This window comes from Bacillus sp. TE9106W, from assembly GCF_054062215.1.
The window spans coordinates 542,911-562,398 of sequence record NZ_JBSSFA010000001.1; the positions used below are offsets into that span (position 1 = coordinate 542,911).

At 35.3% G+C, this 19,488-nt stretch carries 25 protein-coding genes and 1 other annotated feature; of the genes, 10 read left to right on the forward strand and 15 right to left on the reverse strand.

Going from position 1 to position 19,488, the window contains the following annotated elements; genetic code table 11:
* Positions 1-111: 111 nt before the first annotated feature.
* From ACVWY7_RS02975 to ACVWY7_RS03005, 7 genes are all read right to left on the reverse strand, one after another.
* Entirely contained in the window at positions 112-714 is a 603-nt protein-coding gene (locus ACVWY7_RS02975; RefSeq protein ID WP_142245076.1) for a hypothetical protein, read from the reverse strand.
* A gap of 310 nt (positions 715-1,024) precedes the next feature.
* A complete protein-coding gene (locus ACVWY7_RS02980) occupies positions 1,025-1,390 on the reverse strand; it encodes a sigma-70 RNA polymerase sigma factor region 4 domain-containing protein (protein WP_254912564.1) in 366 nt (121 codons plus the stop codon).
* 48 nt (positions 1,391-1,438) lie between these two features.
* Entirely contained in the window at positions 1,439-1,657 is a 219-nt protein-coding gene (locus tag ACVWY7_RS02985; RefSeq protein ID WP_428888912.1) for a hypothetical protein, read from the reverse strand.
* Between the two features lie 340 nt (positions 1,658-1,997).
* The gene (locus ACVWY7_RS02990; RefSeq protein WP_456523657.1) at positions 1,998-4,424 is read right to left on the reverse strand and encodes a DUF927 domain-containing protein; all 2,427 of its coding nucleotides are present in this window, start codon (positions 4,422-4,424) and stop codon (positions 1,998-2,000) included.
* Positions 4,425-4,470: 46 nt separating this feature from the next.
* On the reverse strand, positions 4,471-4,602 hold the full coding sequence (locus ACVWY7_RS02995) for a hypothetical protein (protein ID WP_254912566.1): 132 nt from the start codon (positions 4,600-4,602) through the stop codon (positions 4,471-4,473).
* A gap of 120 nt (positions 4,603-4,722) precedes the next feature.
* Complete coding sequence (locus ACVWY7_RS03000; RefSeq protein ID WP_456523658.1) at positions 4,723-4,992, reverse strand: hypothetical protein; 270 nt, start codon at positions 4,990-4,992, stop codon at positions 4,723-4,725.
* A gap of 30 nt (positions 4,993-5,022) precedes the next feature.
* Positions 5,023-5,328 (reverse strand): helix-turn-helix domain-containing protein, encoded by a 306-nt coding sequence (locus ACVWY7_RS03005; RefSeq protein ID WP_456523659.1) that lies wholly within the window; start codon positions 5,326-5,328, stop codon positions 5,023-5,025.
* A gap of 90 nt (positions 5,329-5,418) precedes the next feature.
* Here ACVWY7_RS03005 and ACVWY7_RS03010 point away from each other — a divergent pair, with 90 nt between their 5' ends.
* The 6 genes from ACVWY7_RS03010 (at position 5,419) to ACVWY7_RS03035 (ending at position 10,291) form a co-directional block, all read left to right on the forward strand.
* Entirely contained in the window at positions 5,419-5,988 is a 570-nt protein-coding gene (locus tag ACVWY7_RS03010; protein WP_086719942.1) for a helix-turn-helix domain-containing protein, read from the forward strand.
* A 65-nt stretch (positions 5,989-6,053) separates the two neighbouring features.
* Entirely contained in the window at positions 6,054-7,235 is a 1,182-nt protein-coding gene (locus tag ACVWY7_RS03015; protein WP_456523669.1) for a tyrosine-type recombinase/integrase, read from the forward strand.
* A gap of 286 nt (positions 7,236-7,521) precedes the next feature.
* Positions 7,522-7,962, forward strand: coding sequence for a GNAT family protein (locus ACVWY7_RS03020; RefSeq protein WP_212114023.1), 441 nt, complete (start codon positions 7,522-7,524; stop codon positions 7,960-7,962).
* A gap of 184 nt (positions 7,963-8,146) precedes the next feature.
* A complete protein-coding gene (locus ACVWY7_RS03025) occupies positions 8,147-9,286 on the forward strand; it encodes a WXG100 family type VII secretion target (protein ID WP_000249929.1) in 1,140 nt (379 codons plus the stop codon).
* A 20-nt stretch (positions 9,287-9,306) separates the two neighbouring features.
* The gene (locus ACVWY7_RS03030) at positions 9,307-9,744 is read left to right on the forward strand and encodes an immunity 70 family protein (RefSeq protein WP_000215744.1); all 438 of its coding nucleotides are present in this window, start codon (positions 9,307-9,309) and stop codon (positions 9,742-9,744) included.
* A 325-nt stretch (positions 9,745-10,069) separates the two neighbouring features.
* Positions 10,070-10,291, forward strand: a complete 222-nt coding sequence (locus ACVWY7_RS03035) for a hypothetical protein (protein ID WP_105989335.1) — start codon at positions 10,070-10,072, stop codon at positions 10,289-10,291.
* Between the two features lie 336 nt (positions 10,292-10,627).
* Here the strand turns inward: ACVWY7_RS03035 and ACVWY7_RS03040 are convergent, their stop codons facing one another.
* Both ACVWY7_RS03040 and ACVWY7_RS03045 read right to left on the reverse strand, forming a co-directional pair.
* Entirely contained in the window at positions 10,628-11,050 is a 423-nt protein-coding gene (locus tag ACVWY7_RS03040; RefSeq protein WP_000461363.1) for a DUF3775 domain-containing protein, read from the reverse strand.
* A 301-nt stretch (positions 11,051-11,351) separates the two neighbouring features.
* Positions 11,352-11,480, reverse strand: coding sequence for a hypothetical protein (locus ACVWY7_RS03045; protein ID WP_000050944.1), 129 nt, complete (start codon positions 11,478-11,480; stop codon positions 11,352-11,354).
* 149 nt (positions 11,481-11,629) lie between these two features.
* On the opposite strand from ACVWY7_RS03045, the gene ACVWY7_RS03050 reads away from it, so the two are divergent.
* The gene (locus ACVWY7_RS03050; RefSeq protein ID WP_033691377.1) at positions 11,630-11,932 is read left to right on the forward strand and encodes a YjdJ family protein; all 303 of its coding nucleotides are present in this window, start codon (positions 11,630-11,632) and stop codon (positions 11,930-11,932) included.
* Positions 11,933-12,009: 77 nt separating this feature from the next.
* Here the strand turns inward: ACVWY7_RS03050 and tyrS are convergent, their stop codons facing one another.
* The 6 genes from tyrS to acsA all read right to left on the reverse strand — a co-directional run bounded on the left by tyrS (position 12,010) and on the right by acsA (position 16,853).
* A complete protein-coding gene (gene tyrS / locus ACVWY7_RS03055; protein WP_000512078.1) occupies positions 12,010-13,266 on the reverse strand; it encodes a tyrosine--tRNA ligase in 1,257 nt (418 codons plus the stop codon).
* Positions 13,267-13,336: 70 nt separating this feature from the next.
* Positions 13,337-13,565, reverse strand: a binding site (T-box leader).
* A 77-nt stretch (positions 13,566-13,642) separates the two neighbouring features.
* The gene (locus ACVWY7_RS03060; protein WP_001293796.1) at positions 13,643-13,888 is read right to left on the reverse strand and encodes a hypothetical protein; all 246 of its coding nucleotides are present in this window, start codon (positions 13,886-13,888) and stop codon (positions 13,643-13,645) included.
* A complete protein-coding gene (locus ACVWY7_RS03065) occupies positions 13,869-14,414 on the reverse strand; it encodes an RNA polymerase sigma factor (protein ID WP_073522128.1) in 546 nt (181 codons plus the stop codon). Before ACVWY7_RS03065 ends, ACVWY7_RS03060 begins: the two co-directional genes overlap by 20 nt.
* Positions 14,395-14,850 carry a hypothetical protein gene (locus ACVWY7_RS03070; RefSeq protein WP_073522136.1) on the reverse strand — a complete coding sequence of 152 codons (456 nt, stop codon included), beginning with the start codon at positions 14,848-14,850 and terminating at the stop codon, positions 14,395-14,397. Before ACVWY7_RS03070 ends, ACVWY7_RS03065 begins: the two co-directional genes overlap by 20 nt.
* Positions 14,851-14,916: 66 nt before the next feature.
* Entirely contained in the window at positions 14,917-15,048 is a 132-nt protein-coding gene (locus ACVWY7_RS03075) for a hypothetical protein (RefSeq protein WP_258177228.1), read from the reverse strand.
* 86 nt (positions 15,049-15,134) lie between these two features.
* Complete coding sequence (gene acsA / locus ACVWY7_RS03080) at positions 15,135-16,853, reverse strand: acetate--CoA ligase (RefSeq protein WP_000862052.1); 1,719 nt, start codon at positions 16,851-16,853, stop codon at positions 15,135-15,137.
* Between the two features lie 176 nt (positions 16,854-17,029).
* Between acsA and acuA the strand changes: the two genes are divergently transcribed.
* Genes acuA through acuC form a run of 3 tightly spaced genes read left to right on the forward strand, consistent with a single transcriptional unit; the run spans position 17,030 to position 19,487 of the window.
* Positions 17,030-17,662 (forward strand): acetoin utilization protein acetyltransferase AcuA, encoded by a 633-nt coding sequence (gene acuA / locus ACVWY7_RS03085; protein WP_000581396.1) that lies wholly within the window; start codon positions 17,030-17,032, stop codon positions 17,660-17,662.
* 17 nt (positions 17,663-17,679) lie between these two features.
* Positions 17,680-18,324: an acetoin utilization AcuB family protein gene (locus ACVWY7_RS03090; protein WP_000634568.1), complete on the forward strand. Its 645-nt coding sequence runs from the start codon at positions 17,680-17,682 to the stop codon at positions 18,322-18,324.
* Positions 18,321-19,487 carry an acetoin utilization protein AcuC gene (acuC, locus tag ACVWY7_RS03095; protein WP_456523670.1) on the forward strand — a complete coding sequence of 389 codons (1,167 nt, stop codon included), beginning with the start codon at positions 18,321-18,323 and terminating at the stop codon, positions 19,485-19,487. The genes ACVWY7_RS03090 and acuC overlap by 4 nt, the downstream gene beginning before the upstream one ends.
* Position 19,488: the final 1 nt, after the last annotated feature.

Below are 19,488 nucleotides of genomic sequence, written 5' to 3' on the forward strand. Positions count from 1 at the left end.
TTATTAACTTTTGATATATTAATGACGCTTGCCTTCTATTGTATTCCACTTACTTTCCTGTTTGATAGGATGATTAAGTAGGTAACCCAGTAGTTCCTACGTTTAGAAACCTTATTCCCCGAAGTATTTATCGAAAGCCTTCATGAACTCCTCGAAATCCTTATCCACTTTAACTTTAACTTTCTGCTCTTCCTCGCGATATACTTCTTTGTAGTTATCGTTCAGATCTCCTAGTGAGCTCGTGAATATTAAGTCTCCACGTTTTTCAGCTAATATTTTCAAATGATAATAGCGATCCATTTGGAAATCCCCAGTGTCTTCTACTTTTTTTCTAAAGAACTCTTTAATCTTCGCATGTTTTAAAATACGCTCCTGGGCTTTCGCATCTTGTCTAGCAGTACCCACCAGCTCTGCGTGTGATTCCTCTTGCATAATAACCGAGATCTCATTGGAAACTTTGCTAAGTTCTTCTTGAGCTGAAGTCAGTTCTGCTTGGAATTTTTCTTGAGACTTTTCATATTTGGCAACAGCTTTCTTGGTAGATGCGTTCTCTTCAATCATAAGATCTGTTTTTGCTAATTCCAGGACCTTTGCTACCTGAGATAGCTTGTTGTTTAAATCTGATACTTTAGAGTTCAATTCTCCTTGTGCTACTGTTAATTTGTCTAACTTGCTCTCATTACCTGTATTGAAGAAATTATTAATAATACCCATCTATAAACATCCCCTTTTTTTATTTGATTTCTTTTGCTCCATCTTTTATTACTTATCCGCAAAACTTGTCCACTTCAGCAAGTGATACTCAACTTCACCGGTCAAATTACAGTTCTGTTTCACCAGTTATAGGAGGTGAGCGCGTCGAGGGGTGGGTAAGCTATTTTCTCACCTTCCTTAGACGTCACGAATGGCTCTATAACAAGCTTTCCTCCCACATGGTACTTCCTGAATGCTTTTTACTCAAAACACTTTTTATGAGATTTTAAATACCAAATTTCAACCCTTAATTTATGTTTGGAAATACTATTTACACGCTTATTCCAACATCGGCAAACCTAATCCTTCTCATAATTTCAGCATGTTTATTTTTGATATGATTCGGATGATAGTGTAGTTCGTCAGCTATTGCATCTAATGTCATTCCATCAATGTGTTTCATTGTAAGGATTTGATTTTCCAACCTTTCAAATTTTCCGATTAACGCTACTATCTTTTTCTGTGATTGTTTTTTCAAAAACAACTCTTGTTCGACTTGCTTAATAGATTCTTCCAGTTCTGCATTGTCTGAATCAGTAGTGATTTTATCTTCAGATGAATCGATACTGATCTGACGTTGCAATTGAGAGTTGGTTCTTTTTAATTTGTATTCTAAGTACTCAATTTCTTCTTCCAATTTTCGATAATCTTTTAGACAAACCAATTATCCATCACCTACTTAGAATTAGTTTTTTATACCAATCTCTTTACCTGAGAGTCTCATTTTCTTCAAAATATATCCTGTACGAATATACGGGCTTTCTTCCTCAAAACAATGCGCATCTCTGTGCCCTTCACCTGTTCCATGATGATGAAACTTTCTACAGTATTGACACCATGTACTAAGATTTCCTTTTTCATCACGTTCAATTGCTAATACGATTGGAGTTTTCTTTGAAACCATTTCTACACATCCTTGTTTATTTATGTTTTGGTAACAAGGTAACACCTACGGTAACGTATTTCTCCAAGATTTCGTTACCGTATTAGGCCTTACTCTCCCAACGGTTTTACTTTGTTTTTTTGAAAAGGTAACAAGAGTAACACTTTTTTTGAACATGTACTGTATATTAGCTTTTCATTCTTTAATAGTTTTCTAGTAAAAAAACATAACTTATATTTACTTGTTACCTTTGTTACTTTTGTTACCTTTAACTATCAATTCCTTGTGGCTCTAAGGTTTAATGCGGTAACACAAAAGATAAAATTTATCATCATTTTTGTTACTTTTGCTACTGCATTTTTCAATTCACATTTGTTTCCTCATGAAAGTTAAATCCTAATTCATTGACAATATCCATATTTAAAAATATCACCCTGACATTCTTACCATTGTGTTTTACTTGTTTATAGTCAACGATTTTATCCTTATCTTCTATTGGAGAAGTAATGCCTCGCTTTAGCCATTCTCTACGTGTTGGCTTTTCTTCTAAACCTAAAAAGTCCTTTACATAAGCTGGGGTCAAAAACAATTGTCTTTGTTTATCCTTATAAATTGCTTTAATAATTTTAGGCATATAATCATAAAATATATCCTGTCTACTACTATCCAAATCTGAAAGTATTTCTTCTAAAAACTGCATAGGCTTGTCTATTGCTTTATTTTCTTCTGCTATATCGTCAAATAATGAGGAAATAGCTTTTAGATCAATATCAAAATCCAATTTGCTCTTTAGTATACTTCCTGTAAAATGAACTGCAGCATAATATCCAGCTAATCGGCTTAGCACTTCATTACCTTTGGCTTTATCTACATAATGTTGCCTAAACTTGTGATACTCTGTAATAAGTTCCTTTTTATGTTTCAACCAAACTTTTAAGAAATCTATTCCTATAGCTCCGTAGTTGTTTTCCAATGCTTCATGTAGTGCCATAATATTGCTATGATCTTTCTTTAAAGGCTGGTCAACTAGCGGAATAATCCTAGCAGCAGCTCCACCTTGATTTTTTGCATATTCGTTTAAAGTCACTTCACCTGTACTTAGTAAAATATTGTGCCAAGTAAACTCCCTCTGACTTCCTTTTAAACTTCCTCTTCCTTTTGAACGTCCTCCACTAAAAGAATAAATAACATCTTTTAAAATACGTTCATCAGCTTTTCTTGTATCATCCATTAATAAAGGAAAACTGTTTAAATATGCTGCTTTTCTCTCAATAGATACTTTTGTAGCATTCCATTCACTCATTAAGCTCTCATTACCCCAAACACTTGCCGCCACTTTTAATGTCGTAGTCTTACCCTGTGAGGTTGTTCCACTTAAATCAACAATGAAAGGCTGTAAACGTAAATCCTTTATAATGACACTCGCAAAACTAGAAAGAACAAAAAATACTGCCTTGGGATGCGGCTTAATTCGTTCAAACACTTCTTTTTTCCAATTATCACTTGTTCCTTTTACTTCAAAGGCTTCAAGTAATTGTTTCTCACCATGATCTATCGCCATAATTTCAACATCTTTAGTAACTAAAGGATGGATAAAAGTATCTTTTATATGCCCTAAACGTTCTACTGCATAATGTTGTTCTATGTTATTAACCAGTAGATATTGATCAAAATAAGTAATGATTTTCTTAACATTATTATCATTAACAGAAAAACCCTTATCACTGAGTTCTAGTAATTCTTTTCTAACAGCAATAGTAGAAGCTGGTACAACTTCTCTTACCGTTCTATTGTTTTCCTTCCATTCAATTTCATAAAGTACTTGTGCACGCTCTATGTTATGGAATTCCTTTGTAATATATGGTGTTTTGCGAGATACAAGTTTTGTTATCTCGTTTCCATCCTTATCCTCTCTCGTCTCAAAAAGTGTACCTTTATTTCCTACTTTAAAAGGCTTAGGTATGATCCTATTTTCACCTTCGGCATGCGTTTCAAAATTTTTGTCAGATATATGCTGTATTTCAGACTGGTCTGGTTTCCATTGAATAGCAGACTGTGTAAGGGCCTTTAATTCGTTATAAGGGAAATCAGTTTTATCTAAAAGAAAATACTCATATATAAGCTCCATTGCCTGCATTATTTCTTCGTTAGGAACATTCCACGCTTTTAAATGTGTAGCAAACTTATACAGTGTGTCATTTCTGCTCCCTGAACTTTCTATAGGTACTGGAAACATATAATCTTTAGATTTATCTGTATTTCTAACAGGCCTTAAATAGTGTGGTAATTCGTCCAGCTGATCTATGCTATTAGTCGCTATGTAGCGTCCTTCTGTGTTGTTTGTAGGAAAAACAATATATCCTGCTCCAGCTGTACGGGTATCAATAACCACACCTATTTGAGAGAAAAATTTAGTAATCTGTTTAATGTCTTGTGTCCTTTTCTCTTTAGCTGCAAAAACAAACTGCCATCCGTTTGGTGTTTTAATCGAATGGTGATGCTTGTTTTCTCCTTCAAGCAAATCTTTGACAAGTTCCCCTTGAACCTGGTCATCTACATCTATGATAATCCGCTCCTGAGGAATAACCGCTCCAATCCATCCGCCTTGTTTTATCCATTTATTTATTTCTAAATTATCTAATCCCTGGCTATCTTTCCACTTACACACTGGCGTTTTCGCTTTTTGATACTCTTGATTTCCATTTGCATATCCAGTTAGCTTGATTATTTTTGCTCCAGGTAACATTTCATCAATTCTTGTTATATAGTGCGGCATGGTAACTTTCAAAAATGAGCACCCCCTTTTCTCTTAATAATGTTTTCAAAAATAAATATCACACTTGCTTTAATATTCGATTAATTTCTTTTAAAACTTTGATTGCTTTCGAATCACCTTGCTTGGCTTTTTCTAAAATCATATGTAACTTGTCTTCACGTATTTCAGCAGTTTTCATTAACCTATTCACCTCAATTACTTCTAAATCAACGTTGCTACAAAATATCAAGCGATTTGAATTAATAAGTATTATCCACCTAATCTTTTATGAACTTTGTTTTCTTGCATACGCCAGCCAAAGCGTTTTTGTTTACCATTCATCTACAATTTCTGTTATTACTTTAAGAGCTTGCTTATAGAACCACCAACGTTTTCTGTTGCGACGTCGTTCAATGATGCGCATTCTTGGATCAGATAAAATCTCATCTTCCAAAAATCTTTTGCTCATTGATGTAATGGTTACTAATTTTTCAATATCAATCATTAACAATGTTTCATGAAGTTGTTGATCTATCTGCTGCTCTATGTACTTCTTGATGGCTTTTTCATCAATATTTACTTGCACATTTGCAGGAATCACCACTATCACCTCTTTCAATCTATGAATTAACTACACTTCTAATTTTTCATAGTCGTGCATTGCTCCATTAATTAACCATGTTTCAATTGTTGGACGGTGAAAGAGTATTTTCCCTCTGACTCTCGCATAAGGGATTTCATTCATACGGGTCATGGAATACACGGTAGTTAAAGAAACATCTAATAATTCTGCAACTTCTTTGACAGTCAATGTTATTTTTTGCATCTTTTCTCTCCTTTCGTGATCTAACACTTTCCAAAAGTTTTTATTACAGATAGCTCCTAATATTTTGTTGCTAATTGCAACGTTATCACTTTTTGTTTCTGTTTGCAACATTTTTTGTAATCATTAGTAACATTTTATATTTTTTGTTGCAATCTGCTAAAATTATATAGGATAATGTATAACAAGAAGGAGATGAATATCATGGAGAAAGTAGAATTCGGAACATTAGTTAGAAAATACAGGAAAGAAAAGGGTTTAACCTTAGCAGATTTAGGAGAAATAGTAGAACTATCACATCCTTATTTATCACAAATTGAGTTAGGAAAAAGAAATCCATCATTGGATATTGTTAGAAAGTTGTCTGAGGCTCTTGAAGTTGACTTCACTGAATTAGCATGGAGAGCAGGTTTTTATACAGATGCAGAAATACAACAAAAAAGAGAAATGGAAGCATTTTATAATTCCATGACACCTGAAGAAGAAGAAGCATATATAGAAAGAGACATGAAACATTCTCTCCTACATGACTATCGTCAACTACACTATCCTGATTTAAAAGTGCTTTTAAATGGGGGCAATGTTTTTTTTGATGGCAAATCGCTAAATTATGAACAGAGGCAAACAGCTACAAAAATATTAGAAGTTTTATTTGAAAAACTTGAAGTAAATTGCCCCTCAGATGAAGACATTGAAAAAGAATATGACGATATGAAGAATTTTAAGTTTACATTTTTAAACCAAGATTCATCTGATCGTGACAAAGATAAATAACACCAATTCAACACTTCCCCATTCCTATGCATACGCCAGCCAAAGCAATGAAAGGAATGGTAATAGTGAAATTGCATAAATCGGCAAAAGATCCGGAAATATACTATTATTTCAATGCAAGTAATGAAAAAACGTGGATGTACCGTCACAAGTATTACGACAGTACTGGTAAAAGGAAAGAGAAAAAGAAAAGGGGATTTAAATCAGAAAAAGAAGCCCTCAAATCCCTTTTAGAAGTGAAAGTTGCAACAATACGTGGTGAGTCTAAACAAGTAGAACACGATCAAATGACCGTTGGAGAATGGTTGGATACTTGGTATAACACTCATAAAAATAGTTGGAAACCAACCTCTCGGGCTCAACGTGAAATGGCTATTCGCTTACAAATGAAACCATTACTTGGCCATTACAAGTTGCAAACGTTAGATAGAACCACATATAAGAGGGAATTTTTGAATGTACTTGAAAAGAAGTACAAACCAAGTACAGTTCATTTATTCCACACTCTTTTCAAAATTGCCATAAATGCAGCTGTGGAAGATGAAATACTATCTCGTAATCGTTTCACCAAAATTAAACTTTCAAACCAAGAAACTGTTAAAGAAGAAAACACTAATTACTTCACCCCTGGGCAATTAGTTGAATTTTTGAAAGTAGCTAAACGTGAAGAGAACACCACAAATTACACATTTTTATTAACCGTTGCATACACAGGAATTCGTAGAGGAGAAGCCTGTGGTTTACAATGGAAAAACATCGATTTTGATAATAAAACAATTACTATTGAACGTACCAGAGATAATAAAGGGATACGATCACCCAAGACAAAAAACAGCTATCGAACAATTCTAATAGATGATGTACTTGTAAGCCAACTAAAAACATATCGTAAGTGGTGCATGGAAGTAATGCTATCTTTTGGATACAAACTACAAGATGAATCGTTTGTATTTACATCATATCAAACCGGGAAACCTATAACAGATAGTAGTGTACTGTATGCATTTAGAAGAGTATTAAATAACACAAATCTCCCTTCAATAACAATACATGGCTTACGCCATACACACTGCACCATATTATTAAATCAAGGTTTAAATGTGAAAGTAATTGCCGAACGTTTAGGAAATACTCCACAAATGATTTATGAAATTTATGGACATGTATTAAAAGAAATGGAGTCCATGTCTGTAGAGTTATTTAGTCGAAGCTTATCAGAAAGTGGGGCCAAATTTGGGGCCACTTAATAATAAACACGCTTCAAACACTGATATAATAAGACTTTTTAATACTATCGAGTTCTACTCTCGTTAATCTCGGTACTCTGAAAAGAGTATTATTAAAAGCCTTAGGAACCTTGTTTATCAAGGGGCCTGGGCTTTTTTTATTTATCATTAACAATGCAAAATAACACATAAAAAAGAATGTACCTGGGGCTAAGTGAGGCTAGTTTGGGGCAAAAAATATAATGGCTGGCGTGTGTATAGGAATGGATAAGTGCAAAAAAACAAATGATAAAAGGAGTTAATTGTTTTGAAAGAAAAATTCACCGAGATTCCTCTTCATGTACAAGACTTTCAAAAATTAAAAATGTTATTAGACGAATTAGTACAAGATGAAATAATGTTCATAGAAGGTCTTTCTAAGTATTCTTTAGATATTTCTTCTAAAAAATCTAAAGTCACCATTAACCTTAGAAGCGAATTTTTCCCCGATCCATGCTTGGCAATTACTGCTATAAACATTACCCCAAGTAATCAAGGTAAGGGCAGTATTGTTCTTGAATGGTTTAAAACATTCGCTAAAGAAAAAGGCTTTGAACGATTAATATTACAAGAAGTTATAACTGAAGAAGGTTACCACTTTGCATTAAAAAATGGTTTCTCAAAAAAGGTTGGTCCATTCGAGGAAATGTTTAGAAAGCCTGATAGTACTGACGGAAATTATGAATTACATTTATACAGGTTAAAATAAAAGTGAACGAATATTTTTCATACTCGTTCACTTTTTTTATTTAGTGAATTATCTAATATCGTCGGCTCCTTCTACATCCAATACATAATAAAGAGCCATACTAGATTTTCCCCAAAATCTTTGTAACAGCAAAATGCCTATATGGTATAATTATATTGGTAAATATTAGGGGAATAAGGGCTATATGGTTCAAATCAAAGTAACACCCGAAATGCTAGAAGAAGTTGCAAACCGTGCAAATAACACTAGAAACGCGTTAGAATCCATACATAACGACTTATGTAATCAAATTGATTATTTATGTTATCAATGGATAGGTGCTTCTAATCAAAATTTCGTCCAAATGTTCAATGATGCAAGACCAAAAGCATTTACCTCTATCAATGCAATCACAAATGTGGAAGAAGAATTGAAAAGGATTGCTGAAAAATTCCGCAATGCGGATAATCAAGATGTTACACTAGAAGAAGGTGCAATGTGTGGCAAACAAAAATCTGATTTAGAAAAAGCTTGGGACGGTCTTTATGATGGTGCAGGAAAAGGTGTTGGAGATGCTTGGAAAGGATTTAAAGCGTTAGGTGACGGTGAAACATGGTCAGACATGTGGGATACTGTTGTCAATTATGATGAGACTCTTCCTGCTATGTGGAACGCTTTCTCAGATTCTTTTATGAATGACGTTTGGCATGGCGATGTCGAAAGTGGATTCCGCTGGGGTTCTTATTTAGTAACATCAGTCGGTCTAGGGTTACTTGGTGGGAAAGGTCTTGATAAGGCTTCTAAACTTGCTAGAGGAGCAAACATGTACAAAGTAACTGAAGCTTTTCCACCACGTTTACAACCTGCTTTTGCAGGTGTTGGTCTCACTGGTGAAGCAATAGTAAGCACACTTCCACCATCAGGAAATTGGAGTAATTATTTAAGCGGTTATCTTATGTTTGCTAGACCATCTTGGAGACAGTCAGAACTTGATGCCTTAAAAGATAATCCCAATTATCGAGAACAAGTTATTTTTAAAGATGGTCTAGAATTAGAGAAAAAAACCAAAGGTTCTTCTATTCCAGATTTATATTCTGATACAGTTAAACATGCGATCGAAGTAAAAAATTACGATGTATCTACATCAGCCAAAAGAACTAGATTGGCATATGTTATAGGAAAACAAGTAGAAGCAAGATTAAAAAACTTACCTGAAGGAACTACACAGTCAATCATTGTTGATATTAGAGGACAAGAAATTAGTGCCACAGAGACTTTAGAATTGAAGAAAAAAATTCTTGATAAGACAAATGATCAAGTAACAATAGAAATTAAAAAACAGTAATATAAAGAGAGGGATTAAAAATGACAGTAGGATTTGGAGTAGATTGTATTTTTTATGAAGTTGGTCATCCAGATTTATTACACAGTTTTTTTTCAACGATGTCTTATCATACAGAACCTGAAGGTTGGGGAACTAAGTATCCCTTGTTAATGAAGGATTTGTATTTTGACAAGTTAAGTTGGGACGATGTGAAAGAAGCACGAGAAAATTTAAAAGAGATTCAAAACATATTACAAAAGAAGAAACCTGATGAAGTAGTTTGGGATATTGAAGATTTAACAAAACGTCCACCTTGGGATAGTCAACCACTTCCACCACAAGTGATAAATTTAGCTACATATTATGCTACACCTAGAGGAGTTACTTACTTTGATTTATTATTTCATGCACTAGATGACGCACAAGAGGTAAAAATTGATGTAGTAATACGAAAAAGTATAGCGGATAAAACATCTTAACTTTTATTATTAAATCAATACAAAAAAAGAAGAACGTCTGTTAGTGAGGGTAACTGTTCTTCTTTTTTATTGGTCTATGTAATTAGACATCAAAAATGTAATATTTACATTGCTTGCAAATAAGTTGTAATTGCTGAACTTACATTGGGAGTTTTAATCACTTATGCTTCGAAGCTGAATAAAAAGAGATAATGAGTATTTGATAAAAGGCGAGATGCCAAAAGACTATTTTAAAATCCATGAATAAGAAGATGCAAATATGAAATTATACTTTAAAGATACTGAAATAGGTGAAATCAGAGACGCTTTTGCAGAAACACCATGAATGTATGGAACAATACACTTAAATGATAATAGTAAACCCTATCAAGAATATTTTCGTGAAATGGTAGACAAAGACAGTACTTTTGAATTTGAAAGTATTGATCCTGAATCTCTAGACGATGAAAATTGGTCCGTTTTCGATGAGAACGAAGGGAAATATTTAGGAATCGACATTCCAGCAATCCACATTGAAGATACAACGATTGCATGGCGATGGAGATAAAAATCATACAAAGAAGAACGCCTATCATAAGGATTAACGTTCTTCTTTTTCATTTTGAATATGGATAGATTCGCTTTGAAGCATATTAAAACCTTCAAAAGCTAAAACAGCATATTTCATTTATATTTTGTAGATAAATTCTCCATATTGTCGGATAATGTTTTCTTGAGGCGATAATTAATGGATAAAAAATAGGGAAATAAAGACTGGATTTGGCTACTAATAAGTGACTTGTTTATTACTTAAATTCCATCAGTAAACCATTCCTAAATTAGTCGGGCATACATAATAAAAAGCACTTCATAAGAAATGCTTTTTATCTCAATAATTTCTACTCTACACTCTCACACCTAAAATTCCCAAACCGTCTTGTAAGTATTTACCTAAAGAAATTTTCTCTGTTACCGTATTAATAATAATATCTTTCTCATCCCATCCTTTTGATCCAAAGTAATGTCTATATTCCGAGTAAATCTTTTCTGGGGTATCATTCTTATCATAATCTTGATCTCTTCCAAGATACATAACGACTTGAATTGCCTTTATTACCTCATAATCTAGGGCTTTTAAAAAATAATATAATGCATTTTCTCTTTTCTCTAACTCTTTTCCTTCGGATGAATTCTTAAACTCTTTAAGTTCTTGCATTCCACTAGGCGATACAGTCAAACTTTTCATTCCATACTTATCATGATAACTTTCATAATCATTTGCTAAATCGATTACAACCTTAAATACAAATTTTAATTCTTCAAACATTACCTTATCTCCTGTTTTTTAATATATACATATATATATAATTATATAAAAATTAATAATTCCCTCTTTTAAACACTTACTAATATTCGACATAAAAAGGAGCAACTATGCATTAGTTGCTCTTTCATCAAAGTCTTATAGTAACACTATGATTAAACCGTTAAACACATTTTGTGTAAATTACCACCAATTTAAAGTCATGATTTAGGTTATATATTATCTATATAACATTTGTCTTCCTCATTTTCTGATAATTATCTTTTTTAAAATTTAATATGTTTCTCATTTATATAAAATAAAATTATTTATTTTCCTCTTTCTGAACATATACATAAGCATCTTTCTGCTCTTTATGTACATCCACCTTCGAATTCTCTGCAAGCTGACCCGCGTTTAGCAAAGAAAAAATAATGAGCGCTTCTAGTGACATTTCGTTTTACCACTCCTTTCTAGTTGTTATACATTTATCATACCGCTTACATGTGATTTCCGTATGAACTCGAAAAGGAGATTACAACAAAATGGTTACAAGCATATGAATGCACGCTATAATAACCATTAAATAGGAGGTGGATTTTTTTGACAATAAACCAAATGGTTCAACTCGGAAGTTCATTTATGTTGTTTATTACTTCAGCACTGATGAGTTGGTATCAGGGGAGTAATTTAATAGATAATCCTGATGAATGGAAATATAGTGCTAAATTTACGAATTACTTCAAAGGCACCGTTTCAAATTACGAAGATATTTATCAAATCGATTTCTTTATATATGCAGCAAAATTTTATCCGACAGCATTTATCGTTATGCTAGTTAGTTTACTTTATATGCTCATATTAATTCTTTATATTCTATTTAAAAGAAAAGATCCGGCGATTTAAATCCTTACATAAAAACCCCGAATCATAAACTTTTCAGCCTACAATTCGGGGTACTATTTGTTTATATTCGTTTCTAATTAGTAACGAATTAAGAAATATTTCTTTTTACCGCGGCGAATGATTGTGAATTTACCTTCGATGCGGTCTTTTTCTGTTACAACGTAGTCTAATGCTTGTGTACGCTCACCGTTTACGTAGATTGCGCCGTTCGTTACATCTTCACGTGCTTGACGTTTTGATGGAGAGATTTTGCTTTCTACAAGTAAGTCGATTAATACTGTATCTTCTGCAGTACGTTCTACAGATGGTACGTCTTTGAATCCTTGCTCGATTTCGCTTGCAGTCAATTCTGCTACAGAACCGCTGAATAATGCAGCTGAAATTTTAATCGCTTGCTCTAATGCTTCTTCGCCATGAACAAGTTTTGTCATTTCTGCACCTAATGCTTTTTGTGCTGCACGTTTTTCTGGTGCTTCAGCTACTTGCTTTTCAAGTTCAAGAATTTCTTCATGAGATAAGAATGTAAAGTATTTTAAGTATTTAACAACATCGCGGTCATCTGTGTTAATCCAGAATTGGTAGAACTCGTAAGGAGTTGTTTTCTCTGGGTCTAACCAAATTGCGCCGCCTTCTGTTTTACCAAACTTCGTACCATCAGATTTTGTAACAAGTGGAATTGTTAAACCGAATGCTTTCGCATCTTCTTCTGATTTACGGATTAACTCAAGACCAGCTGTAATGTTACCCCATTGGTCACTACCACCGATTTGTAGGCGGCAATTATGGTGTTGGTATAAGTTTAAGAAGTCGTATGATTGTAAAATCATGTAACTAAACTCAGTGAATGAAATACCAGTCTCTAAACGAGATGCTACTGTATCTTTTGCTAACATATAGTTTAAACCGAAGTTTTTACCGATATCGCGTAAGAATGAAATGACATCTAAGTTACCAAGCCAGTCATAGTTGTTAGCCATTGTTGCTGGGTTGTCCACGTTTTCAAACTCTAAGAAGTTTGAAAGTTGGTTTTTAATGCTTTCTGTGTAGTAAGCAACTGTATCTTTCGTATTTAATGTACGCTCTGCTTTTTTACCACTTGGATCACCGATCATACCAGTACCACCGCCAACAAGTGCGATTGGTTGGTGACCAGCTAATTGGAAACGACGTAACATTAATACTGGTAACATATGACCAATGTGTAAGCTATCCGCTGTCGGATCGAAACCACAGTATAATTTAACGCTTTCTTTTTCTAATAATTGCTCAAGGCCCTCAGCATCTGTTTGCTGATTAATTAGACCGCGAAATTCAAGATCTTGTAAAATACCCATATCCTACATACTCTCCTTTAAGTTCATTACTGGCGTGAAGGTTGAAAACATAAAAAAAACGCCCCTTCAAATAAGGGACGATTTTGATTATCGCGTTACCACCCTAGTTGCAGACCAAAAAAGCCTACCACCTTATTTACATAACGGCTTAGCACCGTCTTTTCCCTTTTGAATACAATTCAATCGAAAAAAGATGCTCTAGGGGCGTAATTCGCGATCATCTATGTGCTGATTTTCACCGGCCATCAGCTCTCTAAAACAGGGAAATGATCACTACTTCTCCCTTTCCACGCTCAATTATTCATATACTTTTCTTTATACCATCATTTATATAGGCGTGTCAAATAGAGGTCGGATTTCTCTCCTTGCCAATCCTTTACAACGTCATAAAGAGTATCGTAATAAGAGAAAGAATTGGAACTCCAACTAGCAACGAGACATGAAACACAACTGATAAATCATTCCCAATCGTCGCTTCCACAGGATCTTTCGCCGGAGAACCAAGAAATCCGATTAATCGGTCGAAGCGACTTACCGTTTTTGGAAAGTCCGGTACTTCTACATGGTCACTATCTAAATGTTGTTTTAATTTATATTCACTCTTAAAGGGATTTTCGCTCAATTTCATCCACCTCCAGCAATTGTTTCAATTTCTTTATCCCGTTATGAAGTCTTGATTTCACCGTTCCGACTGGAATATCTAATACCTCTGCAATCTCTTTTTGCTGCATATCATGATAATAAGAAAGGATCAGGACCGCTCTTTGCTCTTCAGGAACTTTCAAAATCGCGTCCCTTACTGTGAGCCGATCTTCGTGAGAAAATTCTTTTTCCGGAATCGGCACTAAAAACGGCAAAAGCGTACGCCACTTTTTTCTCCTATTTAATTTATTAATCATAAGACGATAACCGATTTGAAATAAATACGTTTTTATTTTGCCTTTTTCAAGTTCATACATATGTTTCTTACGCTCTAACGTCAAAAACGTATCTTGTACAAGGTCGATACTTAATTGTTCATCTCGATTAAATCGATATAAAAATGTGTATAGCGCTGGTTTGATTAAAATATATAGTTTTTCCCCAGCCTGCTTATCTCCACTTTGATACGCAAGCATAAGCTCCTCCTCAATCCCAATCTGCGCCATGGTTTTTGATCTCCTTGATTCCTTTTAACGTTAATGAAATACGGGAAATTAAATAGCAACTTGCGACAATAATCCATACTTGTGATTGATTCGTAAAAAATTGAACGTACGGATTTTGAATTGTCTCGCCGGTTGAAACTAAAATATTTAATACTTGCACACATATACATGCATACACTGCAAGACAAGCCGAGATCGTATCAAATACATTCCAACGAAAGTACACTTTTGTTTTCGTAAAATCAATTTTATATCCATTTTTCCGTACTATATGTTTTCTATCAAACGGAATAATGATGGAAAACATCACAATCATCATCACTCCAGCTGTGATCATTGAAACTTTAAATCCAATCGGCATCGGTAATAACAGACCACAAGAAAATACGGCTATAATTCCAATTAAAGCAAAAGTAAGAAGTAATTTATTAGACATATAAAAGCCTCCCTCATCTATTGTTTCATAAATGTATACAGACGAGGAAGGTACTTCGTTCAAATATTATTTTAGTTTTTTTATAATCTTTGCAGTATTCCCGTAAACTACTACATGATCTGGCATACCTTTTGATACAACTGGATCAGTCGGTATATACATTTCTCCTAGTATCATTTTTTCTTTTTCTGTTTTCATTTTATTCCCTCTTTAACTTCTATGTAGGATAAAGAGGGAATAAAAAAGAAAGGCCTGAACATATTACTTGTTCAGACCTTTCTCTCTTAATCTTCCATCGTTGATAAGTCACCTGTTGGTAAGTTTAACTCCCACGCTTTTAATACGCGGCGCATAATTTTACCGCTTCTCGTTTTCGGTAATTTATCTCTAAATTCAATTTGTCTTGGCGCTGCATGAGCTGCTAGACCTTTCTTTACAAATTGACGAATTTCTTCTTTTAATTCTTCAGATGGTTCGTACCCTGCACGAAGCGCGATAAATGCTTTAATGATTTCGCCGCGCACCGGATCAGGAATACCGATTACACCAGCTTCTGCAACAGCAGCATGCTCGATTAATTTGCTTTCCACTTCAAACGGACCAACGCGCTCACCTGACGTCATAATTACATCGTCAATACGCCCTTGGAACCAGAAGTATCCATCTTCATCCATGTATGCAGAGTCACCTGATACGTACCAATCGCCTGGCATGAAGTAAGACTCATACTTTTGCTTGTTATTCCAAATTCCGCGCATCATAGCTGGCCAACCTTTGCCAATTGCTAAGTTACCCATTGTGTATGGTGGCACTTCATTTCCTTCATTATCAACAATCGCTGCTTTTACACCTGGAATTGGCTTACCCATTGAACCTGGACGGATTTCCATACAAGGGTAGTTACAAATAACTTGTCCACCTGTTTCTGTCATCCACCACGTATCATGAATACGAAGTCCAAATGCGTTCATACCCCAGCGAATTACTTCTGGATTTAACGGTTCACCAACGCTTAATACGTGACGCACTTGTGATAAGTCATATTTTTTAATTGCGTCTTGTCCAGCTCCCATTAACATACGGAAAGCTGTTGGTGCGCTGTACCAAACTGTTACACCGTAATCTTGCAGTGCTTCATACCACGCTTCTGGACTAAAGCGTCCGCCTAAAATAACATTTGATGCCCCGACTAACCACGGTGCAAAAATACCGTAAGCAGTTCCCGTTACCCAGCCCGGGTCAGCTGTGCACCAATATACATCGTCTTCTTTTAAATCTAATACCCACTTCGCCGTTTGATAGTGCTGAACCATTGCGTTTTGCGCATGAAGCACACCTTTTGGCTTACCAGTAGAACCAGACGTGTAATGTAAAATCAAACCGTCTTCACGGCCTAACCATTCAATATGTAATTCTTTTGAAGCTTGTTCAAATAAAGGATTGAATGCTACCGTTTTACCGCCTTCTTCTACATTATCTCCAACAAGGAAGACTGTTTTTAAAGCAGGTAAATCATTTAATGGTACGCGCTCTAACAATTCAGGTGTTGTAATTAACACTTTTGCTTCGCTATCTTCTAAACGATCGCGAACTGCGCCTTCCATAAATGCTTCAAATAGCGGACCAACAATTGCTCCTAATTTCACTGCACCTAAAAGTGCGAAATATAACTCTGGAGAACGTGGCATAAAAATAAAAACGCGATCGCCTTTTTCTACATCGCCATAGTTTTTTAGGACGTTTCCTGCTTTATTAGAAAAATCCTTCATTTCCTTAAATGTATACTTCTCTTTTCGAGATCCATCTTGATAATAAAGGGCTACTTTATTCTTTCGATCGGATTTCGCATGCTTATCAATTGCTTCATACGCCATATTCACTCGGCCCGTTTCATTCCAAGTAAAGTTTTTATTAACCTCTTCCCAGTTAAAATTCGCGTATGCCTCATCATAATTCGGCAAATTATTTTCTCCTTTAATGACAGGAAGCGTTTCTACTTTCATACTTTACATCCCCCTCCTATGTATTCTATTATCTATTATAATAACATTTTTTAAAATTTTCAGTATATTTGTTGATTTTTAGACAAATTTTTAATGACAAATTTCGATTCACATCGCATATATTATAAAGTACGATATGAATAGATTCACAAACCCTCAAGGTGGTGAGCAATACATTGATTCATAAAAAAATATATAATGCTAGAAACTTAAAAACAGCGAAAGGCACTTTAATTATTGAAGGGCCTGTCTCTACACATAACTTAGAAATGTATGAATTTCATCCAGATTTAGTTGCGTTTCGTCCTGCCGAGCAGCAATATAAAGCAATTGTCGAAATTTCTAAATTGCCAGAAGCTCGTCTCATTATTGCTAGACATGACCAAACGATTGTTGGATATGTTACATACTTGTATCCTGATCCACTTGAACGATGGTCAGAAGGAAAGATGGAAAACTTAATTGAACTCGGGGCGATTGAAGTTGTCCCTGCCTTCCGTGGTTGCGCTGTCGGAAAGAACTTATTAGAAGTTTCCATGATGGACGATTATATGGAAGATTACATTATATTGACGACTGAATATTATTGGCACTGGGATTTAAAACAAACAGGCTTAAATGTTTGGGAGTACCGAAAAGTAATGGAAAAGATGATGAATGCTGGCGGGTTACAATGGATGGCTACAGATGATCCTGAAATTTGTTCACATCCTGCTAACTGTTTAATGGTCCGCATCGGTAAACGCGTTGATACGGATTCTATTCAAGCATTTGATCGTCTACGTTTTCACAATCGTTTTATGTATTAATAAAGGGGGCAACTGGAATGATTGTAGAAGAAATTATGAATCAAGATGTGGTGACACTACATCCAAACGATACAATCGAAACAGCAATCCGAACGATACGCACGAAAGGCATTCGGCACATTCCAATTGTCGATCAAAATAATCATGTCGTAGGCATTATTTCTGATCGGGATGTAAGAGATGCAAGTCCGTCTATTTTAGATGAACAAGTTTCACTCGATATGCTGAAGCAACCACTTGAACTTATTATGAAACACCCTGTTATGACTTGCCATCCTCTCGATTTCGTTGAGGAAATTGCTACTTTATTTTTTGAAAATAAAATTGGCTGTCTCCCTGTTACAAAGGCTGGAAAGTTAGTTGGAATCATTTCTGAATCTACTGTACTGCACACGTTAGTGAAATTAACAGGAGCACATCAACCGAGTTCACAAATTGAAATTCAAGTAAAAAATGAACCTGGTATTCTCGGAAAAGTCGTTGCTATTTTTAGTGAGTTACAAATAAATATCGTGAGCGTTCTCGTCTACCCAGCAAAAGATGAGAATGATAAAGTACTCGTTTTCCGCATTCAAACGATGAATCCGCTAAAAGTGATTGATGCACTTGAAGCAGAAGGCTACCGCGTATTATGGCCAAACATTATGGGGATGCAAGCATGAGTAGCGCGTTTATTTATTCGGATGACTTTCGGGGCTATTCATTTAGCCCTGATCATCCCTTTAACCAACTGCGCGTCACACTTACGTATGATTTATTACAAAAGGGCGGTTTCATCTCTCCTTCCCAAATCATCTCACCACGGATAGCTACAGATGAAGAGATTGCCTACATTCATACAGAGGAGTACATAAATGCGGTAAAACGTGCTGGAGAAGGTAAGTTAGAAAAATCAATTGCGATGACATATGGACTCGGAACAGAAGATACACCGATGTTTCCGAATATGCACGAAGCAAGCGCATTACTCGTTGGTGGTACGTTAACAGCTGTCGATGCTGTTCTTTCTGGGAAAGTAAAACACGCACTTAACTTAGGAGGCGGCTTACATCATGGCTTCCGCGGCAAAGCGTCTGGCTTTTGCATTTATAACGATAGTTCTATCGCAATGAAATATATTCAAAAGAAATACGGTTTACGCGTTTTATATATTGATACAGATGCTCATCACGGTGATGGTGTACAGTGGTCCTTTTATGACGATCCTAACGTATGCACCATTTCACTACATGAAACTGGTCGATATTTATTCCCTGGAACTGGTGCTGTAAACGAACGCGGACAAGGTAATGGCTATAGTTATTCTTTTAACGTTCCACTCGATGCTTTTACAGAAGACGAATCGTTTTTAGATTCCTATCGAACTGTCGTAAAAGAAGTGGCCGCATACTTTAAACCGGATATTATTTTAACGCAAAATGGTGCTGACGCACATTACTACGACCCACTTACACACCTTTGCGCAACGATGAATATTTACCGTGAAATACCGAAGCTCGCTCGCGAAATCGCTAACGAATATTGCGAAGGTCGCTGGATTGCTGTCGGCGGCGGTGGCTATGACCACTGGCGCGTCGTCCCAAGAGCTTGGGCACTCATTTGGCTCGAAATGAACAACATCCAAAACATCTCAGGTTATCTCCCTCCAGAATGGATTGACGCTTGGAAAGGACAAGCTGAAACAGAACTTCCTCTCACATGGGAAGATCCAGACAACATGTATAAACCTATCCCCCGCAAACCAGAAATTGAAGAAAAGAATGCATTAACTGTAGCGAAATCCCTTGAAATTATTCGGAATAATATGAAAAAATTTTTGTACTAAA